We start from the raw sequence: 18,997 nt of genomic DNA, 5'->3' as shown, positions 1-18,997 counted from the left end.
TGGGCTAGCCTTGGGGCACCATGAACGACCGTATGACGACGCCGTGGGGCGAGGTCGCCCTGGCCCGCTTCCCCGAGGATCCGCGCGACCGGCTGCGTGCCTGGGACGCCTCCGACGCCTATCTGCTGCGGCACCTCGCGGAGCGGGAGGCGGACCTGCCCCTGTCCGGCACGGTCGTGGTGCTGGGCGACCGCTGGGGCGCGCTGGTCACGGCGCTCGCGGCGCACCGCCCGGTGCAGATCACCGACTCCTGGCTGGGGCAGGAGGCGACCCGGGCGAACCTGGCGCGGGCGGGTGTCGAACCCGGCTCCGTGCGGCTGCTCACCACGCGGGACCCGGTGCCGGACCGCGTCGACCTGCTCCTGGTCCGGGTGCCGAAGAGCCTGGCGCTCCTGGAGGACCAGCTCCTGCGGCTGGCGCCCGCCGTCCACCCGGGCACGGTCGTGCTCGGCACCGGCATGGTGAAGGAGATCCACACCTCCACGCTGAACCTGTTCGAGCGGATCCTCGGCCCGACCAGGACCTCACTGGCCGAGCAGAAGGCCCGGCTGATCTTCTGCACCCCGGACGGGTCGCTGTCCCGCCCCGCGAACCCCTGGCCGTACGCCTACGACCTTCCGGGCGACGTCGGCGCGCTCTCGGGCCGGCCGGTCGTCAACCACGCGGGGGTGTTCTGCGCCGACCGGCTGGACATCGGCACCCGGTTCTTCCTGCGGCACCTTCCGGAGACGGTCGGCACCCGCAGGGTCGTGGACCTGGGCTGCGGCAACGGGATCGTCGGTACGGCGGTGGCCTTGGCCAACCCGCAGGCCGAGGTGCTGTTCACCGACGAGTCGTTCCAGGCGGTGGCCTCGGCGGAGGCGACGTTCAAGGCGAACGGGGTGCCGGGGCACGCCGAGTTCCGGGTCGGCGACGGACTGACGGGGGTGCCGGACGGCAGTGTGGACGTGGTGCTGAACAATCCGCCGTTCCACTCCCACCAGGCCACCACGGACGCGACGGCCCGGCGCATGTTCACCGGGGCGCGGCGCGTGCTGCGGCCGGGCGGGGAGCTGTGGGTGGTGGGCAACCGTCATCTGGGCTACCACGTGACGCTGAAGCGGCTGTTCGGGAACTGCCGGGTGGTGGCCGGAGACCCCAAGTTCGTGGTGCTGCGCGCCGTCAGGCGCGGCTGAGGAGGCGGATGCTCCGCTCCACCGTGCGGGCCATCGCCGCCCGCCCCACGCTCAGGTAGCGGCGCGGGTCGACCACGGTCGGCTCGGCCTCCAGGAACTCCCGGACCGCTTCGGTGAGGGCCTGGTTGAGCGCGGTGCCGATGTTGACCTTGACGATCCCGCCCGCGACGGCGGCGGTGAGCTGGTCGTCGGGGACCCCGGACGAGCCGTGCAGGACCAGCGGCACGTCGACGGCCGCGGCGAGCCGGGCGAGGAGGGCGTGGTCGAGGGTGGCGGTGCGGGTGGTCATGGCGTGGACGCTGCCGACGGCGACGGCCAGGGCGTCCACACCGGAGGCGTCCACGAAGGCGCACGCCTCGCCGGGATCGGTGCGTGCACCGGGAGCATGGGCACCCTTGCCGCCGATCTCGCCCAACTCGCCCTCGATCCAAAGGCCTTGGGAGTGCGCCCGGTCGACGGCGGCGCGGGTGGCGGCGAGATTCGCGGCGTACGGCAGCCGGGAGGCGTCGTACATCACCGAGCTGAACCCGGCGTCGGCGGCCCGGTCGAGCAGGGGATCGCTCCGGACGTGGTCGAGGTGCAACGCGACGGGCACGGCGGCCTGTTCGGCGGCGGCGACCGCGGCGCGGGCCAGCGGGAGCAACCGGTCCTGGCGGAACCTCACGGCGTTCTCGCTGACTTGGACGACGACGGGCGAGCCGGCGGATTCGGCGCCTGCGACGACGGCCTCGAGGTGTTCCAACGTGATGACGTTGAAGGCGACGACGGCGGTACGGGCCGCGCGGGCCCGGACGACCAGCTCGCCGGTGGGGGTCAGGGGCACGGCAGCTCCCGGTCGGCCGGGGTCAGAGGATCACGGAACGGGTGAGGTGGCGGGGCCGGTCCGGGTCGAGCCCCCGGGCGGCGGCGACGGCCACGGCGAGCCGCTGGACACGGACCAGCTCGGCGAGCGGGTCCAGCGCTCCGTGCACCCATGACGCGCCGGTGGCGCGCACCTGGGCGGCGAGTCCGTCGGGTGCCTCGCCGATCATCCAGGTGGCCGTGCCGGCCGTGCTGACGCTGACGGGACCGTGCCGGTACTCCATGGCGGGGTACGCCTCGGCCCAGGAGAGCGAGGCCTCGCGCATCTTCAGGGCGGCCTCGTTCGCCAGCCCCACGGTCCAGCCCCGCCCCAGGAACGTGAACTGCCCGCACCGCACGAGCCCTTCGGGCAGCGGATCGGCGAGGGCGGTGCGGGCGTCGGCGACGGCGGTGCCGGGGTGCAGACCCAGGTGGGCGCGCAGGAGGGTGAGCGCGGTGGTCGCGAACCTGGTCTGCACGACGGAGCGTTCGTCGGCGTGGTCGAGGGCGACGACCCGGTCGGCCGCCTCCCTGACGGGGGTGTGCGCGTCGGCGGTGACGGCGGTCGTGGGCGTACGGCCCCGGAGGCGGGCGAGGAGATCGAGCACCTCGGTGGTGGTGCCGGAGCGGGTGAGGGCGAGGACGCGGTCGTAGCGACGGTGGTGGGGGAACTCGGAGGCGGCGAACGCGTCCGTCTCGCCCTGCCGGGCCCCCTCGCGGAGGGCGGCGACGGCCTGGGCCATGAAGAAGGAGGTGCCGCAGCCGACGACCGCCACCCGCTCCCCTGCCGGGGGCAGCTCCCGCGCGTACCGGCCGGCCTCGGCCGCGGCCCGGGTCCAGCACTCGGGCTGGCTCCTCAGCTCGTCCTCGACGTGGGTCATGCCCACCTCCCGCCGACGGTGATTGTTACTGCAAGATAGAGGCTGCTTTCGAACAACTTCAAGCATGCGAACGGAGGCGGCCGATGTCGCGCGACGCCCGCTGGAAGGCCCTGCTGGAGCTGCTCGTCGCACGGGGCCGGCTGGACGTGGAGGAGGCCGCGGCGGAGCTGGCGGTGTCGGCCGCGACGATCCGGCGGGACCTGGACCGGCTCGCCGAGCAGCAGATGCTGGTCCGCACCCGGGGCGGCGCGGTGGTCCACGGGGTGTCGTACGAGCTGCCGTTGCGCTACAAGACGGCCCGCCGCGCCTCCGAGAAGCAGCGGATCGCGCGGGCGGTGGCGGATCTGGTCGCGCCGGGCGAGGCGGTCGGGCTGACCGGGGGCACGACGACGACGGAGGTGGCGCGGGCGCTGGCGGTGCGCGCCGATCTGGCGTCCGGCTCACCGGCGCTGACCGTGGTCACCAACGCCCTGAACATCGCCACCGAGCTGGCCGTGCGCCCGCAGTTCAAGATCGTCGTGACGGGCGGGGTGGCGCGGGCCCAGTCGTACGAGCTCGTCGGGCCGCTCGCCGACGGGGTACTGGGCCGGATCGCCCTCGACGTGGCGGTGCTCGGCGTGGTGGCCTTCGACGTAACGGACGGCGCCGCCGCGCACGACGAGGCGGAGGCGGCGGTCAACCGGCTGCTGTGCGACCGCGCGGAGAGGGTCGTGGTGGCCGCGGACTCCGGCAAGCTGGGGCGGCGCGCCTTCGCCCGGATCTGCGCGGCCGAGGCGGTGGACACCCTGGTCACGGACACGGGAGCGGACGCGGAGACGGCGGGGCGGTTCGAGGAGGCGGGGATCCGGGTCGTCAGGGTGTGAGAGCGCTGGTGAGGGTGCCCGTGTCGGCGGAACTGAAGGACCGGCACCCGAGTGGGGCGGATGCCGGTCCGCTCGAGGGGCGGCACCAGGCCGTGCCCGCGGAGTACCGTCAGAAGGGCCCTGGATCAAGCACCGACGACTGCCAACAACGCTCGTGATCAATACACCTAGTCGCCGGCGTGGGCGAGTTCGATGTCGTGGGCGTTCACGTCACCGCCGCCGAGGCTGATCCCGCTCGCGCGGGGCGGATAGCCGGTGGCGATCACCGTGTACCGGCCGCCGTCCAGGTCGGAGAAGGCGTACGCGCCGTCGCTGCCGGTCGTCGTGGAGGCGACGACGTTCCCGGCGGCGTCCACCAGGGTCACCCGCGCGTCGCCCAGCGGGGCCCCCGCTCCGCGTACCGTGCCCCGGACCTGTGCGCCGGGCCGCAGCTCCACGTCGACCCGGGTGAGACCGGCGGCGCCGATCTCCACGGGCAGGGCCAGCGGCCGGTGCTTGGGCGAGCCGACGGCGACGGTCACCGGTCCGGGCACCAGGTCGGCCACCGTGAAGGCGCCCGTGCCGTCGGTCCGCACACTGGCCAGCACATCCCCGCGCACGTCCGTGACGATGACGACCGCCCCGGCGACCGGGGCACCGCCGTCGGCGGAGCGCACCACACCGGTGAGCCCGCTGCCCCCGACGAGGAGAACGTCGTACGTCACCGGAGCCGCCCCCGCCACGACGGTCGTCGCCTGCGGCTGATGGCCGTCGGCGGCGGTGATCAGCACATACGGGCCCTCGCCCGGCGCGTCGAGGGCGTAGGAGCCGTCGGCGGCGGTGACCACGCGGCCCAACTGCCGTCCGCTCAGCGAGATCAGCGTCAGCGCGGCCCCGGCGACCGGCGTGCTCCGCGCATCGCGCACCTGCCCGCGCACCGGATGCCCACCGCCGCCCGGCTCCCCGTCGCCGAGTCCCGGCACCGTCGCGACCAGCTCGGCGACGGCACGGGCCAGCGGCACGGCGACCGCGGCCCCGACGGCCCGTTCGTCCCGTACGGCAGCGGCTGGGGCGTCCGGCTCGCCCTCCGCCGCGGCCACCCGCCGGCGCGGAAGGAACGCGGCGACCACCAGCGCCAGCACCGCCGCGCCCGACCCCACCGCCATGACCACCGTGAACCCGTGCTCGGACGGCAGGGCGACGGCGCCGAAGGAGGTGGTCATCCGGGCCAGGACCACCCCGGCGACGGCGCTCGCGGTCGAGGTGCCGATGGACCGCATCAGTGTGTTGAGGCTGTTCGCCGCGGCCGTCTCGGAGGGGTCCACCGCGCCCATGACGAGCGCGGGCATGGCCCCGTAGGCGAAGCCGATGCCGGCGCCGATGACGCAGGAGACCAGCACGAGCTGCCAGACGGCGGCCATCAGCACGACACCGAGCCCGTACCCGACGGCGACGATCACGGCGCCGATCATCAGGGTCGCCTTGGGTCCGCGTGCCCGGGACACCAGGGCGGACAGCGGCGCGGTGGCCATCATGACCAGGCCCGTGGGGGCCATCACGAGTCCGGCGGCCAGCAGCGACTTGCCCAGACCATAGCCCGTCGCCTCAGGCAACTGCAGGAGCTGGGGAAGGACCAGGGACATCGCGAACATGGAGAACCCGAAGGCCAGGGAGGCGAGGTTGGTGACCAGCACCTGGCGGCGGGCGGTGGTCCGCAGGTCCACCAGGGGCTCGGTGACGCGCAGTTCGAACAGGCCCCACAGAAGGAGGACGACGACGGCCGCGCCGAACAGCCCGAGCGTGGTGGCGCTGCCCCAGCCCCAGTCGGCGCCCTTGGAGATGCCCAGCAGCAGACAGACGAGCCCGACCGCCATCCCGAGGGCGCCCACCACGTCGAAGCGGCCGCCCGCGCGCACCGGCGACTCCGGTACGAACAGCGGAACGAGCACCGCAGCGACGACCCCCAGCACGGCGGACGTCCAGAACAGCGCGTGCCAGTCGAGGTGGTCCGCGATGAGCGCGGCGGCGGGCAGACCGAGGGCGCCGCCGACGCCGAGGGAGGCGCTCATCAGCGCGGTGGCCGGGCCGAGCCGCTCGGCGGGCAGTTCGTCGCGCATGATGCTGATGCCGAGCGGGATGACACCGGAGGCGAGGCCCTGCAGGGCCCGGCCGACGATCATCGGGGCGAGGGTGTCGCTGAGGGCGGCCGTGACGGATCCGGCGACCAGCATGACCAGACCGACCAGCAGCATGCGCCGCTTGCCGTACATGTCGCCGAGCCGGCCCGTCACGGGGGTGGCGACGGCGGCGGCGAGCAGGGTGGCGGTGACGGCCCAGGCCGCGTCCGAGGCCGACGCGTCGAGCAGCTTCGGCAGTTCGGGGACGATCGGGATGACCAGCGTCTGCATGAGCGAGACGACGATCCCGCCGAAGGCCAGCACCGCGACGACGAGACCCGCCCGCGGCGGGGCAACCTCCCCTGTTTCCGCGTGTGTCGGATGCGCTTGGGACATGGGGCGGGCCTCCGTGGGGGGATGCGGTCCAGCACGAACTGCCCAGCATCGTAGGCCCAGTTGATTGACTCAACCAATCAGAAGATGCGGTGTGCGGGGCGTGAAGATTCCGGGCAGGGGACGTTCGGGGACTCCCCCCGCCCGGAATCGCGCGGCGACCGCTAGAGCGCGCGCTCCAGTCGCTCGGCCACCAGCTTCACGAACCGTCCGGGGTCCGTCGGCCGGCCGCCCTCGGCGAGGACCGCGAGGCCGTGCAGCAGTTCGGCGGTCCCGGCGAGCTCGGTGCGGTCCTCACGCTCCTGGTACGCCTTGTTCAGGCCCTGCACGAGCTGGTGACCGGGGTTGAGTTCGAGGATCCGCTGGGCCTTGGGCACCTCCTGGCCCATCGCGCGGTACATGTTCTCCAGCGCGGGGGTGAGGTCGCCGGTGTCGGAGACGAGGCAGGACGGGGAGACGGTGAGACGCGAGGAGAGGCGTACCTCCTTGATGTCGTCGCCGAGCTGCTCCTTCATCCAGCCGAGCAGGGCGGCGTACTCCTCGCCCTGCTTCTCCCGCTCACTGTCGGAGGAGTCGTCGCTCTCGCCGTCGAGGTCCACCTCGCCCTTGGCGACGGACCGCAGCCGCTTGCCCTCGAACTCGCCCACCACGTCGACCCACACCTCGTCGACGGGGTCGGTGAGCAGCAGGACCTCGACGCCCTTGGCGCGGAACGCCTCCATGTGCGGGGAGTTCTCGATGCTCTCGCGGGACTCGCCGGTCAGGTAGTAGATGTCCTCCTGGCCGTCCTTCATCCGCTCCACGTACGCCGCGAGCGTGGTGGGTTCGCCGTCGTGGGTGCTGGCGAAGGACGCGGCGGCGAGCAGGGTCTCGCGGTTGTCGGAGTCGCTGAGCAGGCCCTCCTTGAGGACCGAGCCGAACTCCCGCCAGAACGTGGCGTACCGCTCGGGGGCGTTCTCCCGCATCTCCTTGACCGTGGACAGGAGCTTCTTGGTGAGCCGGCGCTGCATCATGCGGATGTGCCGGTCCTGCTGGAGGATCTCGCGGGAGACGTTCAGCGAGAGGTCCGCCGCGTCGACCACGCCCTTGACGAAGCGCAGGTAGGGCGGCAGCAGCGCCTCGCAGTCGTCCATGATGAAGACGCGCTTGACGTAGAGCTGCACTCCGCGCTTGTAGCCCTGGGTGTAGAGGTCGTGCGGGGCGTGCGAGGGCACGAACAGCAGGGCCTGGTACTCGAAGGTGCCCTCCGCCTGGAGCCTGACGGTCTCCAGCGGCTCGCGCCAGTCGTGGCTGATGTGCTTGTACAGCTCGTGGTACTCGTCGTCGGAGACCTCCTCGCGCGAGCGAGCCCACAGCGCCTTCATCGAGTTGAGCGTCTCGGCCTCGGGCGTGGTGCCGTCCTCGCCCTGCCGCGGGACCGTGCGGATCGGCCAGGTGATGAAGTCGGAGTACCGCTTGACGATGTCCTTGATCGTCCAGGCGGACGTGTAGTCGTGGAGCTTGTCCTCGTCGTCGGCGGGCTTGAGGTGCAGGGTGACCGAGGTGCCCTGCGGCGCGTCGTCGACGGTCTCCAGGGTGTACGTCCCCTCGCCGCGCGAGGACCAGCGGGTGCCGTGGCTCTCGCCGGCGCGCCGGGTCACCAGGGTCATCTCGTCGGCGACCATGAAGCCGGAGTAGAAGCCGACGCCGAACTGCCCGATGAGCCCCTCGGCGCTGTCCGCGTCCTGGGCCTCGCGCAGTTCCTCGGCGAACTGCGCGGTGCCCGAGTTGGCGATGGTGCCGATGAGCTTGCCGACCTCGTCGTACGACATCCCGATCCCGTTGTCCCGCACGGTGAGCGTACGGGCCTCGGTGTCGGTGTCGATCTCGATGTGGAGGTCGGAGACGTCGGCGTCGAGCGTGTCGTCCCGCAGCTTGGCGAGGCGCAGCTTGTCCAGCGCGTCGGAGGCGTTGGAGACGAGCTCGCGCAGGAAGACGTCCTTGTTCGAGTAGACCGAGTGGATCATCAACTGGAGCAGCTGACGGGCCTCTACCTGGAACTCAAACGTTTCGGTCGTCATGGTTCGGGTGTACCTCACGGATTCCGGGGTCGCGTGGAGTGGTGGTCACGGCAACTTTACAAAAGGCCGGGGCGCCCCTCGTGCCGTTCGCACCAAGCACCGTCCGACAGGGGAAGCCGAATCTGTCGACAGAAAAGCGTTTTGACGAATCCATGCCCCTTGGCCCAGTCATACTGTCGACACTAAAAAAGGGAGAGCGAGTCGCGCCGCGTCTCGTGCGGACGTCACGAGAAAAGGGGTCCATGCGACCGGCAGGCTCTCCGGGAAAGTCGCACTCGTCACCGGCGCGGGAGCCGGGATCGGCCAGGGCTGCGCGCTGCACCTCGCGGAGCAGGGCGCGACCGTCGTCGGCTGTGACATCGACGCGGCCGCCTCCGAACGCACCCGCAGGGAGGCCGCCGACCGGGGGCCGACCGTCGAGGTGCTCGCGCCGTACGACATGAGGTCCCGGCCGACGCGCGGCGCTTCGCCGACGAGGCGTACGAGCGGCACGGGCGGGTCGACGTCCTGGTGACCGCCGGGGCGATCGCCCCGCACACGGCGGCGACCGCCGAGATGGACTTCGACGCGCGGTGGACGCCGACCCTGCGCGGTGAGATCGACGTCGCCTTCCTGCCCGTCCGGGCGGTGCGGCCGCTCATGGAGGCCTCGGGCGGCGGCTCGATCGTCACCTTCGCCTCGGTGAACGCCTTCCGGGGCAGCGGGACCTTTCGGCGTGGGTGACCGGCGGGAACTTCCCGGTGGACGGCGGAGTGCTCGCCAAGTGAGCCGCGCGTGTGCCCCCTCAGGAGGCCGCGCGCCGGCGCCGCTCGGGCCCCCGGCCCCGGACCGCCGCGTCCTGTTCCAACTGCTTCTCGACGGCCCGCTGGGCCCGCACCGTCGCGCCCGCGATCAGCGCGGAGGCCAGTTCGCCGTCCCGCTCCTCGACCGCCTGGAGCAGCCGCTCCTGGTCGTCGACGCTGGAGGCGAGACGGCCGGCCCGGGTGAGGCTCAGGTGCCGCAGCATCAGGGTGCGCAACGCGAGGGAGTCCAGGATCCGCTTGAGCGTGGCGTTGCCGACGATCTCCGTCATCCGCTCCTGGAGCGTGACATGGCTCCAGAAGTAGCCGTCCACATCACCGTCGTCCGCCAGTTTCCGCATCCGCTCGACCCGGGTGCGCAGCTCGGCGATCTCCTCCTCGCTCGCCCGCTCGACGAGCAGGGCCGCGAGCATCGACAGGAGGTTCTTGCGCACCTGGTAGATGTCCCGGATGTCCTGCGGGGAGGGCGCGGCGACCCGGGGCCGGCGGCGCGCCTTCATCTCGACCAGGCCCTCCTGTTCGAGGAGCATCAGCGCCTCGCGCACCGGGGTGCGGCTGGTGTCGAACCGGCGTGACAGATCAACGCTGTTGAGGTCCTGCCCTGGTTCCAGCCGGCCCTCGATGATGCCCGCGCCGACCCACTCGGCGATCTGCGCGACCAGCGGCTCGCGCCGGTCCCGCAACCGCAGGAGGCGCTCCAGCACGAGGTGCGTGTCCTGGTCGGTCATGCGGCACTTCTCCCTGCCTGGTCCGGGCTCACAGCCGGTTCAACGGTGTCGACACTATCCCACCCCGTGTCGCGCCGGACACGGGATCCCCCGCTTCCTGTCGACTTCCAACATTCCTGTCAACATCCATCGAGCGTTGTTCCGGAGGAATCACGAAGCGCGTCCGCATCAGCCCCGCCCGCTGCCGGGCGCCGACGGTGGTGACCGGGGGTGCCGTCGCCGCCGCCGGGATGCCGCTCGGTGCCCTCGCCCCCGCGCTGTGGGCGGCGCTGCTGGGCTATCTGGTCGCGGGGCTCGGCCTGGCCGACCTCTTCCCGGTGGCCGTCGAACGCGCGGGTGCCCTGGCAGGGCCCGGCGGGGTCGCCACCGCGTTCACCCTCGGCTACGGCGGCATGCTCCTCGGACCGCCCGCCATCGGGTTCATGGCCGAGTGGATCTCCCTGCCCGCCGCGCTGACGAGCGTGGCCGTCCTCGCCGCGCCGGCCGCGCTGATCGGCTTCGGTACGCGTCGGGTGGCCTGAGCAGCCGCAGGCAGGCGAGAGGTGCCGCCCGGGCGCAGAAGAACACCGGCGTCGGACCGCGCTCCATCCGGCAGACTCACCCCCATGGAGACTGCCGAGTTCATCCAGGTGCTCGACCGGGAGGGCCGCGCACTGGCCGACGCGGCGGCCGGGGCGGGCACCGACGCCAAGGTGCCCACCTGCCCGGGCTGGCAGGTCCGGGACCTGCTGCGGCACACGGGCATGGTCCACCGCTGGGCGGGGTCGTTCGTGGCCGAGGGCAGGACGGAGTACCACCCCGGCGAGGGCGAGCCGGACCTCGACGGGTCCGAGCTGCTGGAGTGGTTCCGCGAGGGGCACCGCCGGCTCGTCGACACCCTGACCACCGCACCGCCCGATGTGGCGTGCTGGCACTTTCTGCCCGCCCCCTCGCCGCTCGCGTTCTGGGCCAGACGGCAGGCGCACGAGACGGCCGTCCACCGCGCCGACGCCGACTCGGCACAGGGCCGCACGCCGGAGGACAGTGCGCGGAGTCTGCCCGCCGCCTTCGCCGCCGACGGCATCGACGAGCTGCTGAGCGGATTCCACGCCCGCGGCAGAAGCAAGGTGCGCAGCGGGAAGCCCCGGGTGCTGCGAGTACGGGCGACCGATCTGGAGGAGGACGCCGTGTGGACCGTACGGCTGTCCCCCGAACCGCCCGTGACGGAGCGGACCGCCGACGGCCACGCGGACTGCGAGATCAACGGACCGGCGGCGCGGCTCTATCTGGCGCTGTGGAACCGCCTGCCGTTCCCCGCCGTCACCGGCGACACGTCGCTCGCCACCCTGTGGCGGGAGAACTCCGCCGTCACCTGGAGCTGACGTCCGGCTGCGCCAGCATCCGCGTGAGCACTGCTCGCTGCACCGGCAGGACATCCCCGTGCAGCGCCCGCCCCTCGCCCGTGAGCGCCACGCGGACGCCCCGGCGGTCCTCGGCGCACAGGCCGCGCTCGACGAGACCGTCCTTCTCCAGGCGGGCGATCAGCCGGGACAGGGCGCTCTGGCTGAGATGGACACGCTCGGCGATCTCCTGGACGCGGTAGCCGCACGTGACGTCCGCCGCCGACTCGGCGAGCACGTCCAGCACCTCGAAGTCACTGGCGCACAGCCCGTGTCGGTGCAGGGCCCGGTCGAGTTCGCACTGGGTCCGGGCGTGCAGCGCCAGCATGTCCCGCCACTGTTCGACCAGCGCCCGCTCGGCTCTGTCCACCTCGCCGTTCTTCGCCGCCATGGCCCGCACCGTAGCAGAGAAACGGTTTTGTTGCATCGGCATTAAATGCGCTTGCATTTGATGCATGCGCATGTACTGTCCTGGTCATGACCTCTCCGCTCACCTCCCCCGCCTCCGGCGTGTCCGGCGTGTCCGAAGGGCGCTGGACCGCCCGGTTGTGGGGCACCCTGCTGGTGCTGTGCGCCGCGATGTTCCTGGACGCCCTGGATGTGTCGATGGTCGGCGTCGCACTGCCGTCCATAGGCTCCGACCTGGGGCTTTCCACCTCGACCCTGCAATGGGTCGTCAGCGGCTACATCCTCGGCTACGGCGGACTGCTGCTCCTCGGCGGCCGGACCGCCGACCTGTTGGGCCGGCGCCAGGTCTTCCTGGTCGCCCTCGGCGTCTTCGCGCTCGCCTCGCTGCTGGGCGGGCTCGTCGACTCGGGTCCGCTGCTGATCGCCAGCCGTTTCATCAAGGGGCTGAGCGCGGCGTTCACCGCACCGGCCGGGCTCTCGATCATCACGACGACCTTCCCCGAGGGTCCGCTGCGCAACCGGGCGCTGTCCATCTACACCACCTGCGCGGCCACCGGCTTCTCCATGGGGCTGGTCCTCTCCGGCCTGCTGACGGAGGCCAGTTGGCGCCTGACCATGCTGCTGCCCGCGCCGATCGCCCTGATCGCGCTGCTCGCGGGGCTCCGGCTGCTGCCGCGCAGCGAGCGCGAACGGGAGCACAACGGGTACGACGTCCCCGGCGCCGTCCTCGGCACGCTGTCGATGCTGCTGCTGGTGTTCACGGTCGTCCAGGCACCGGAGGCCGGCTGGGCGTCCGCGCGCACCCTGCTCTCGTTCCTCGCGGTCGCCGTCCTGCTGACGGTGTTCGTGCGAGTGGAGCGGCGCTCCGCCGGACCACTGATCCGGCTCGGCGTCCTGCGTTCGGGCAGCCAGATCCGCGCCCAGCTCGGCGCGATGGCGTTCTTCGGGTCGTACGTCGGCTTCCAGTTCCTCGCCACCCTCTACATGCAGTCGCTGCTCGGCTGGTCCGCCCTCCACACGGCCCTGGCCTTCCTGCCGGCGGGTGCGCTGGTGGCGGTGTCCTCGACCAGGGTCGGGGCGATCGTGGACCGGTTCGGCACCCCGCGGCTGATCGCGGCCGGCTTCGCCCTCATGGTCGCCGGATACGCGCTGTTCCTGCGGGTGGACCTCGATCCGGTCTACGCCGCCGTGATCCTGCCGACCATGCTGCTGATCGGCGCCGCCTGCGCCCTGGTCTTCCCCTCGCTCAACATCCAGGCCACCAACGGTGTGGCGGACCATGAGCAGGGCATGGTCTCGGGGCTGCTCAACACCTCCGTGCAGGTCGGCGGTGCGATCTTCCTCGCCGTGGTGACGGCGGTGGTCACCGCGGGCGCTCCGGCCGACCCCACTCCCCAGGCCGTCCTCGACAGCTACCGCCCCGGCCTCGCGGTCGTGACGGCCATCGCCGCCGCAGGCCTCCTGATCACCCTCCCGGGCCTCCGCGCCCGCCACACCCGAGGCTCGGTCGTGGTCGCGAGGTCCACGGCGGAAGAGCCCCAGGAGAACCGCGTACCGGTCCGCGACTAGCGAGCCGTCCACAAGCAAGCGCCCGGCGGGGGTGGTTGCCCCGCCGGGCGCACACACTGTTCACCACGCCTGTTTGGTTCGTGTGCCGCGGCGCTTCGCCGTGGTGGGCGGTCAGCCCAGCCAGCCCGGGCGGACCAGCCCCGACTCGTAGGCCAGGACGACCAGTTGGGCGCGGTCGCGGGCGCCCAACTTGACCATCGTGCGGCTGACGTGGGTCTTCGCGGTGAGGGGGCTGACGACCAGGCGGCGGGCGATCTCCTCGTTGGACAGGCCGATGCCGACCAGGGCCATCACCTCCCGTTCGCGTTCCGTGAGGCGGCTCAACTCGTCCGCCGCGGCGGGCTCCTTGGAGCGGGCGGCGAACTCGGCGATGAGCCGCCGCGTCACGCCGGGCGAGAGCAGCGCGTCACCGGCCACCACCGCCCGTACGGCACGCAGGAGCTCCTCGGGTTCGGTGTCCTTGACCAGAAAGCCCGAGGCCCCGGACCGGATCGCCTCGAAGACGTACTCGTCGAGCTCGAACGTGGTCAGCATGACCACCCTGACCTGGGCGAGCGCCGCGTCCCCGGTGATCCGGCGGGTGGCCGCCAGCCCGTCCAGCACCGGCATGCGGATGTCCATCAGGACGACGTCCGGACGCAGCGCGCGGACCCCGCGCACCGCCTCCTCGCCGTCGGCGGCCTCCCCGCACACCTCGATGTCCGGCTGCGCGTCGAGCAACGCCCGGAATCCCGCCCTGACCAGGGACTGGTCGTCGGCGAGCAGCACACGGATCACTGGTCCTCCCCACCCTCGGCGGTCGCCTTCACCGGCAGTACGGCGAGCACCCGGAAACCTCCGTCGGCCCGCGGCCCCGCCTCGATCGTGCCACCCAGCGCAGCCGCCCGTTCCCGCATCCCGGCCAGACCGTTGCCGCCGCCGCCCGCGTCCGCACCGGTCGCCGGCCCGTCGTCGTCGATCCGCAGCCGTAGCGTCCCCCGCTCCTCGTCGATCCGTACGCGCGCGTGCCGCGAACCGGAGTGCCGTACGACATTGGTGAGGGCCTCCTGGACGATACGGAAGGCGGCGAGGTCGGTGCCGGGCGACAGCCGGGGCGGCTCCCCCGCCACCTCGACCGTGAGGCCCGCGCGGGCCGCCTGCTCGACCAGTTCGGGAAGCCGGTCCAGACCGGGCGCGGGGGTGCGCGGCGCGTCTCCCGGCGTACGGAGGGAGTCGAGCACCTGGCGCACCTCGCCGAGCGCCTCCTTGCTGGCGGACTTGATGGTGGTGAGCGCGGTGCGCGCCTGTTCCGGGTCGGCGTCGAGGAGGGCGAGGCCGACGCCCGCCTGGACGTTGATGACGGAGAGGCTGTGCGCGAGGACGTCGTGCAGTTCGCGGGCGATCCGCAGCCGTTCCTCGTCGGCCCGGCGCCGGGCGGCCTGCGCGCGCTCGGCCCGCTCCCGCGCCCACTGCTCGCGACGGGACCGGGCGAGTTCCGCGAGCGCCACGATGGCGACGACCCAGCCGGCGACCACGAGCTCCTGACCGAGGGACGCCGGCGCGTCCCCGGACGGCGGCAGCCATCGGTACAGCCAGTACGCGACCAGCAGATGGACGGCGCACAGCAGCCCGAGCGCGGTCCAGGCGGCCCGGCGGTGCCCGGCGACGACGGCGGAGAAGCAGGCCACGGCGACCGTGAGGAAGACCGGCCCGTACGGATAGCCCGCCCCCAGATAGAGCGCGACCGCGACGGCCGTGCCGAACACGACGGCCACCGGATACCGTCGCCGCCACAGCAGGAGCGCGCAGGCGACCAACAGCAGGACCCGGGCGAAGAGGTCCAGCTCGGCCCGCTCGCCCTGCTGCATACGGGCGGCGAAGGCCGACCCGACGAAGACGAAGACGGTCAGCAGCAGGGTGGACCGCCACGGTGTCCCCCGCCCGCGCCACCACCGCGGGCCACCGGGCCCGTGCGCCTGCTCTGCGTCCATGTCCGCCACGCTAGACGTCACCGCCCGGACCGGACGTCCGCCGGGCGAGGTGATCGCCCGTACTCCCCTGGAAGTAGGCCCGGCCGACCCGGTCGACCCGATGCCCGCGCGCACGGCCCCTTCACGCACGGCCCCTTCACGCACGGCCTCTTCAGCGGGCCGCGAGCGCCGCCTCCACGTTCCCCGCCATCACGGACAGCACGCGCACCGTCTCGGTGTACTGCTCACCGGTCAGACCCGTGAGGACGGTGGCGCGGGTGCTCTCGACCCGGACCCGCACCTCCGTGTGCGCCGCGCGACCCGCCTCCGTCAGGGCGAGACCCTCGTCCGAGGCGGGCAGGAGCCACTCCCGGGCGGTGAGCCGCCCCAGCACCTCGTCGAGGGTCGGGCCGTCCTCCGTCCAGAACGGGGCGAGGGCGTCGACGAGCCCTGCGCGGCGGACCCGTCCGCCGTCGGCGAGCGCGTTGAGCACCTGCCACTCACGACGGCTGACGCCGAGACCGGCGAGGGTGGTCTCGACATGCCGTTCCAGAAGGTTGTCGAGGTGTTTGAGCCAGTAGCCGAGAGGACGGGCCGGTGCCGACATCGGGGCCTCCTGCACGGAAGAGAAGCATGTAAGGTGACATGTAGTTGTCTTCGACTATGCAGGGGCGGGACATGGGTGGCAAGCGGGATACGGACTCCGCGTCGATCGAGCGGGCGCTCGTCGCCCTGCGCCGGGCGCAGCGGCGCCGGAATCTGGCCCGGCTCTCGGAGCGGCGCGGGGAGCGCGTCGGTGAGCACGCCGCGCTCCCCGACGGGGTCTTCGATCTGCTGGACGCGGTCGAGTCCGCGACGGAACGGGGCGAGACCCTGACGGTGACCGAGGCGGCGGCCGCGCTCGGCGTCGACCAGCCCCGTGCCAGCCGGCTGGCCGCACAGGCACTGGGGGCCGGGCTGGTGCGCCGCGAGGCCGATCAGCGCGACGGGCGCCGGTCCCTGCTCACCCTCACGGCCGATGGACGGACCGCCCTCGCCCGCATCCACGACTTCCGGCACCGCGTGGTCACCGAGACGGTCGCCGACTGGCCGGCGGAGGACCGCGCCGCCCTGGCCCTGCTGCTGACCCGTTTCGTCCGGGACTTCACGGACCTCACCGAGCACCCTGGCCCGCCGGGCGGACGCAGGCGCGACCGCACCCCCTGACGCGCGGTCCGCCCTCCCGAGCGGCTCAGCGCAGCCCCACCCCCTGCGCCAGCCGCGTCACCGCGTGTCGGAAGAACGGCTCGCGCTCCTCGACCACGCGGTTGAACTGGCCGAACAGTTCGAAGCCGACCAGTCCGTAGATCTGCGCCCAGGCCGCGACCAGCGCCGCGACCGCTCCCGGCGGCAGGTCGGGGGCGAGGTCGCCCGCCATGCGTACGGCCTCCGGGACGAGTTCGTCCGTCAGCAGCGGCACCTCCAGGACCTGCGTCCGATGCGCCTCCCGGACGATGCCGATGAGGAGAAGGCCGACGCGTGACGCGGCCGGCACGGTGGTCTGCGGCGCGCTGTAGCCGGGGACGGGCGAGCCGTAGATCAACGCGTACTCGTGCGGATGCGTCTGCGCCCAGCCGCGCACCGCCTCGCACACCGCGACCCAGCGCCGGACCGGCTCCGCCCCGGCGACGGCGGCGTGGGCCGCTTCCGCCCGCTCGCCCAGGGAGTCGTACGCGTCGATGATGAGGGCGGTGAGCAGGTCGTCGCGGCTCGGGAAGTACCGGTACAGCGCGGAGGAGACCATGCCCAGCTCACGGGCCACGGCCCGCAGCGAGAGCTTGGCCGCGCCCTCGGCCGCCAGTTGTCTGCGCGCCTCCTCCTTGATGGCGGCGGTGACTTCGATCCGGGCACGGGCGCGGGCCCCCTGGGCGGCGTTGCTGCTCATGGGGGCCAGTCTTCCACGATGCGGAGCAGTGCACACATTCGAGAGCGGCGCAAAAATTCGAGAGCACTGCTCTTGCATGTGGACACCGGCCTCCGGCACACTCGAATCAAGCGAGAGCACCGCTCTCCAAATGACTGGGGGTCACCATGTCGTCGCAGCCGTACTACCTCAAGGGCAGCCCGCTCAACGTCCGGTTCAACAGCCTCGTCGGCTGGCTGGCCCGGCACGGGGTGAGCCTCATGGGCTCGGCGGAGATGTCCGTGCGGGGCCGCAGGAGCGGGCAGATGCAGCGCATCCCGGTCAACCCGCACACGTACGAGGGCGCGCGGTTCCTGGTCTCGGCGCGCGGGCACTCCCAGTGGGTGCGCAACATGCGGGCGGCCGGCGGCGGGGAGCTGCGGGTGGGCCGCAAGGTGCGGACGTTCACCGCGGTGGAGCTTCCCGACGAGGAGAAGCTCCCAATCCTGCGGACCTACCTCGAGAAGTGGGGCTGGGAGGTCAACCAGTACTTCAACGGGGTCACGGCGAAGTCGTCGGACGAGGAGCTCAGGGCGGCGGCCCCCGACCACCCGGTGTTCCGGATCACGGTCGAGGGCTGACCGCCCCGCTCCCGGGAAACTCCCGGCTCAGGAGTCCTCGGTCTCCTCGGCCGCCGGCGCGACCGGCTCCGGCCGGCGGTCCATCAGGGTCAGCGCGCGCTGGGCCATCGGATGCGCACGGACGAGCTCGCCGAGGGTCGTACGGCCACGGGTGATGTCGGTGAACGCGCGCCAGGCCGGGCGGAAACCGGTGAGGGCCGCGTGGAACAGCCCAGGGCGGCGCTCGAAGGCGGCCAGCATCCGCTTGCCGACGGCCATCTCCACCCCCAGGCCCGCCTTGATCGCGAACGCGTAGTTCAGGGCCTGGCGGCGGGTGTCCACCGCGTCGTGCGCCTCCGCGATGCGCACGGCCCACTCGCCCGCGAGCCGGCCCGAGCGCAGCGCGAAGGAGATGCCCTCGCGGGTCCAGGGCTCCAGCAGCCCCGCCGCGTCACCGCAGACCAGCACCCGCCCCCGGGAGAGCGGCGAGTCGTCAGCGCGGCAGCGGGTGAGATGGCCGGAGGAGATGCTCGGTTCGAAGCCGGCGAGGCCGAGCCGTCCGATGAAGTCCTCCAGATACCGCTTGGTGGCGGCGCCCTCGCCGCGCGCGGAGATCACGCCGACCGTCAGCGTGTCGCCCTTGGGGAACACCCAGCCGTAGCTGCCGGGCATCGGACCCCAGTCGATGAGGACGCGGCCCTTCCAGTCCTCGGCGACCGTGTCCGGCACCGGGATCTCGGCCTCCAGGCCGAGGTCGACCTGGTCGAGCTTCACACCGACATGCGCCCCTATGCGGCTGGCGCTGCCGTCCGCGCCGACCACCGCGCGCGCCAGGACGGTCTCGCCGCCCTGGAGGACGATCGCGACGGTGCGCCGGTCGGGCACCGCCGAGCCGTGCTGTTCGACGCGGGTGACCGTGACGCCCGTACGCAGCTCGGCGCCCGCCTTCTGGGCGTGTTCGACGAGCTGCTGATCGAACTCGGGCCGGTTGATCAGCCCGAACAGCATCTGCCGGGAGCGCCGGGTGCGGGTGAAGCGTCCGTTGTGGGAGAAGGTCACCGCGGTGACCCGGTCGCGGAAGGGGAGTTCGAAGCCGGGGGGCAGCGCGTCCCGGGAAGGGCCGATGATGCCGCCGCCGCACGTCTTGTAGCGGGGCAGCTCCGCCTTCTCCAGCAACAGCACACGCCGTCCCGTGACCGCCGCCGCGTAGGCGGCCGAAGCCCCCGCGGGTCCCGCGCCCACCACGACGACGTCCCACACCTGCCGCACGTCGTCCGCTGAAGAGTTCTCGCTGCTCACGATGGTCAACTGCTCCCGATCAAGCCGCCTGCCGCACCTGTCCCCCGCATCCTAC

General features: G+C 72.6%; 18 protein-coding genes and 2 pseudogenes. 9 read left to right on the top strand and 11 right to left on the bottom strand.

Annotation, left to right across the window (positions count from 1 at the left end; translation table 11 throughout):
• The first annotated feature begins 32 nt into the window (after positions 1 to 32).
• Positions 33 to 1,175, top strand: a complete 1,143-nt coding sequence (locus OG852_RS42200) for a methyltransferase (protein WP_330351595.1) — start codon at positions 33 to 35, stop codon at positions 1,173 to 1,175.
• Here the strand turns inward: OG852_RS42200 and OG852_RS42195 are convergent.
• The gene (locus OG852_RS42195) at positions 1,162 to 1,998 is read right to left on the bottom strand and encodes a class II fructose-bisphosphate aldolase (RefSeq protein ID WP_330350632.1); all 837 of its coding nucleotides are present in this window, start codon (positions 1,996 to 1,998) and stop codon (positions 1,162 to 1,164) included. The genes OG852_RS42200 and OG852_RS42195 overlap by 14 nt on opposite strands.
• A gap of 22 nt (positions 1,999 to 2,020) precedes the next feature.
• A complete protein-coding gene (locus OG852_RS42190; protein ID WP_330350631.1) occupies positions 2,021 to 2,896 on the bottom strand; it encodes an SIS domain-containing protein in 876 nt (291 codons plus the stop codon).
• 83 nt (positions 2,897 to 2,979) lie between these two features.
• Between OG852_RS42190 and OG852_RS42185 the strand changes: the two genes are divergently transcribed.
• A complete protein-coding gene (locus OG852_RS42185; RefSeq protein ID WP_330350630.1) occupies positions 2,980 to 3,759 on the top strand; it encodes a DeoR/GlpR family DNA-binding transcription regulator in 780 nt (259 codons plus the stop codon).
• Positions 3,760 to 3,926: 167 nt separating this feature from the next.
• Here OG852_RS42185 and OG852_RS42180 read toward each other — a convergent pair whose 3' ends face one another.
• Together OG852_RS42180 and htpG are read right to left on the bottom strand one after the other, a co-directional pair.
• Entirely contained in the window at positions 3,927 to 6,251 is a 2,325-nt protein-coding gene (locus tag OG852_RS42180) for an MFS transporter (RefSeq protein ID WP_330350629.1), read from the bottom strand.
• Positions 6,252 to 6,412: 161 nt separating this feature from the next.
• Complete coding sequence (htpG, locus tag OG852_RS42175) at positions 6,413 to 8,308, bottom strand: molecular chaperone HtpG (protein ID WP_133913035.1); 1,896 nt, start codon at positions 8,306 to 8,308, stop codon at positions 6,413 to 6,415.
• Positions 8,309 to 8,456: 148 nt separating this feature from the next.
• Here htpG and OG852_RS42170 point away from each other — a divergent pair, with 148 nt between their 5' ends.
• Positions 8,457 to 8,822, top strand: a complete 366-nt coding sequence (locus tag OG852_RS42170; protein WP_330351594.1) for an SDR family NAD(P)-dependent oxidoreductase — start codon at positions 8,457 to 8,459, stop codon at positions 8,820 to 8,822.
• Positions 8,768 to 9,031: pseudogene (locus OG852_RS42165) on the top strand (SDR family NAD(P)-dependent oxidoreductase); the annotation flags it as partial. The gene OG852_RS42170 and the pseudogene OG852_RS42165, both read left to right, overlap by 55 nt.
• A 61-nt stretch (positions 9,032 to 9,092) precedes the next feature.
• Here OG852_RS42165 and OG852_RS42160 read toward each other — a convergent pair.
• Positions 9,093 to 9,836 carry a GntR family transcriptional regulator gene (locus OG852_RS42160; protein ID WP_330350628.1) on the bottom strand — a complete coding sequence of 248 codons (744 nt, stop codon included), beginning with the start codon at positions 9,834 to 9,836 and terminating at the stop codon, positions 9,093 to 9,095.
• A gap of 185 nt (positions 9,837 to 10,021) precedes the next feature.
• Between OG852_RS42160 and OG852_RS42155 the strand changes: the two are divergent.
• Both OG852_RS42155 and OG852_RS42150 read left to right on the top strand, forming a co-directional pair.
• Positions 10,022 to 10,357: pseudogene (locus OG852_RS42155) on the top strand (MFS transporter); the annotation flags it as partial.
• 84 nt (positions 10,358 to 10,441) lie between these two features.
• On the top strand, positions 10,442 to 11,197 hold the full coding sequence (locus OG852_RS42150) for a maleylpyruvate isomerase family mycothiol-dependent enzyme (RefSeq protein ID WP_330350627.1): 756 nt from the start codon (positions 10,442 to 10,444) through the stop codon (positions 11,195 to 11,197).
• Here the strand turns inward: OG852_RS42150 and OG852_RS42145 are convergent.
• The gene (locus tag OG852_RS42145) at positions 11,184 to 11,606 is read right to left on the bottom strand and encodes a MarR family winged helix-turn-helix transcriptional regulator (RefSeq protein WP_133913031.1); all 423 of its coding nucleotides are present in this window, start codon (positions 11,604 to 11,606) and stop codon (positions 11,184 to 11,186) included. The two genes, OG852_RS42150 and OG852_RS42145, sit on opposite strands and share 14 nt — an antisense overlap.
• 86 nt (positions 11,607 to 11,692) lie before the next feature.
• Here OG852_RS42145 and OG852_RS42140 point away from each other — a divergent pair, with 86 nt between their 5' ends.
• Positions 11,693 to 13,192 (top strand): MFS transporter, encoded by a 1,500-nt coding sequence (locus tag OG852_RS42140; protein ID WP_330350626.1) that lies wholly within the window; start codon positions 11,693 to 11,695, stop codon positions 13,190 to 13,192.
• A gap of 111 nt (positions 13,193 to 13,303) precedes the next feature.
• Here OG852_RS42140 and OG852_RS42135 read toward each other — a convergent pair whose 3' ends face one another.
• The 3 genes from OG852_RS42135 to OG852_RS42125 all read right to left on the bottom strand — a co-directional run bounded on the left by OG852_RS42135 (position 13,304) and on the right by OG852_RS42125 (position 15,748).
• Positions 13,304 to 13,969 (bottom strand): response regulator, encoded by a 666-nt coding sequence (locus OG852_RS42135; RefSeq protein WP_133913029.1) that lies wholly within the window; start codon positions 13,967 to 13,969, stop codon positions 13,304 to 13,306.
• On the bottom strand, positions 13,966 to 15,162 hold the full coding sequence (locus OG852_RS42130) for a sensor histidine kinase (RefSeq protein ID WP_133913028.1): 1,197 nt from the start codon (positions 15,160 to 15,162) through the stop codon (positions 13,966 to 13,968). Before OG852_RS42130 ends, OG852_RS42135 begins: the two co-directional genes overlap by 4 nt.
• Positions 15,163 to 15,313: 151 nt before the next feature.
• Positions 15,314 to 15,748, bottom strand: a complete 435-nt coding sequence (locus OG852_RS42125; protein ID WP_133913027.1) for a MarR family winged helix-turn-helix transcriptional regulator — start codon at positions 15,746 to 15,748, stop codon at positions 15,314 to 15,316.
• A gap of 71 nt (positions 15,749 to 15,819) precedes the next feature.
• On the opposite strand from OG852_RS42125, the gene OG852_RS42120 reads away from it, so the two are divergent.
• On the top strand, positions 15,820 to 16,347 hold the full coding sequence (locus tag OG852_RS42120) for a MarR family winged helix-turn-helix transcriptional regulator (protein WP_133913026.1): 528 nt from the start codon (positions 15,820 to 15,822) through the stop codon (positions 16,345 to 16,347).
• A 25-nt stretch (positions 16,348 to 16,372) separates the two neighbouring features.
• Here the strand turns inward: OG852_RS42120 and OG852_RS42115 are convergent, their stop codons facing one another.
• Positions 16,373 to 17,065, bottom strand: a complete 693-nt coding sequence (locus OG852_RS42115; RefSeq protein ID WP_133913025.1) for a TetR/AcrR family transcriptional regulator — start codon at positions 17,063 to 17,065, stop codon at positions 16,373 to 16,375.
• A 146-nt stretch (positions 17,066 to 17,211) separates the two neighbouring features.
• On the opposite strand from OG852_RS42115, the gene OG852_RS42110 reads away from it, so the two are divergent.
• Positions 17,212 to 17,664, top strand: coding sequence for a nitroreductase family deazaflavin-dependent oxidoreductase (locus OG852_RS42110; protein WP_133913024.1), 453 nt, complete (start codon positions 17,212 to 17,214; stop codon positions 17,662 to 17,664).
• 27 nt (positions 17,665 to 17,691) lie between these two features.
• Here the strand turns inward: OG852_RS42110 and OG852_RS42105 are convergent, their stop codons facing one another.
• Positions 17,692 to 18,942, bottom strand: coding sequence for a geranylgeranyl reductase family protein (locus tag OG852_RS42105; protein WP_330350625.1), 1,251 nt, complete (start codon positions 18,940 to 18,942; stop codon positions 17,692 to 17,694).
• Positions 18,943 to 18,997: the final 55 nt, after the last annotated feature.

The sequence above is a fragment of the Streptomyces sp. NBC_00582 genome (genome assembly GCF_036345155.1).
GTDB lineage: Bacteria > Actinomycetota > Actinomycetes > Streptomycetales > Streptomycetaceae > Streptomyces.
Note: the sequence above shows the minus strand (reverse complement) of the source record. Positions and strands in the feature narration are given on the sequence as shown.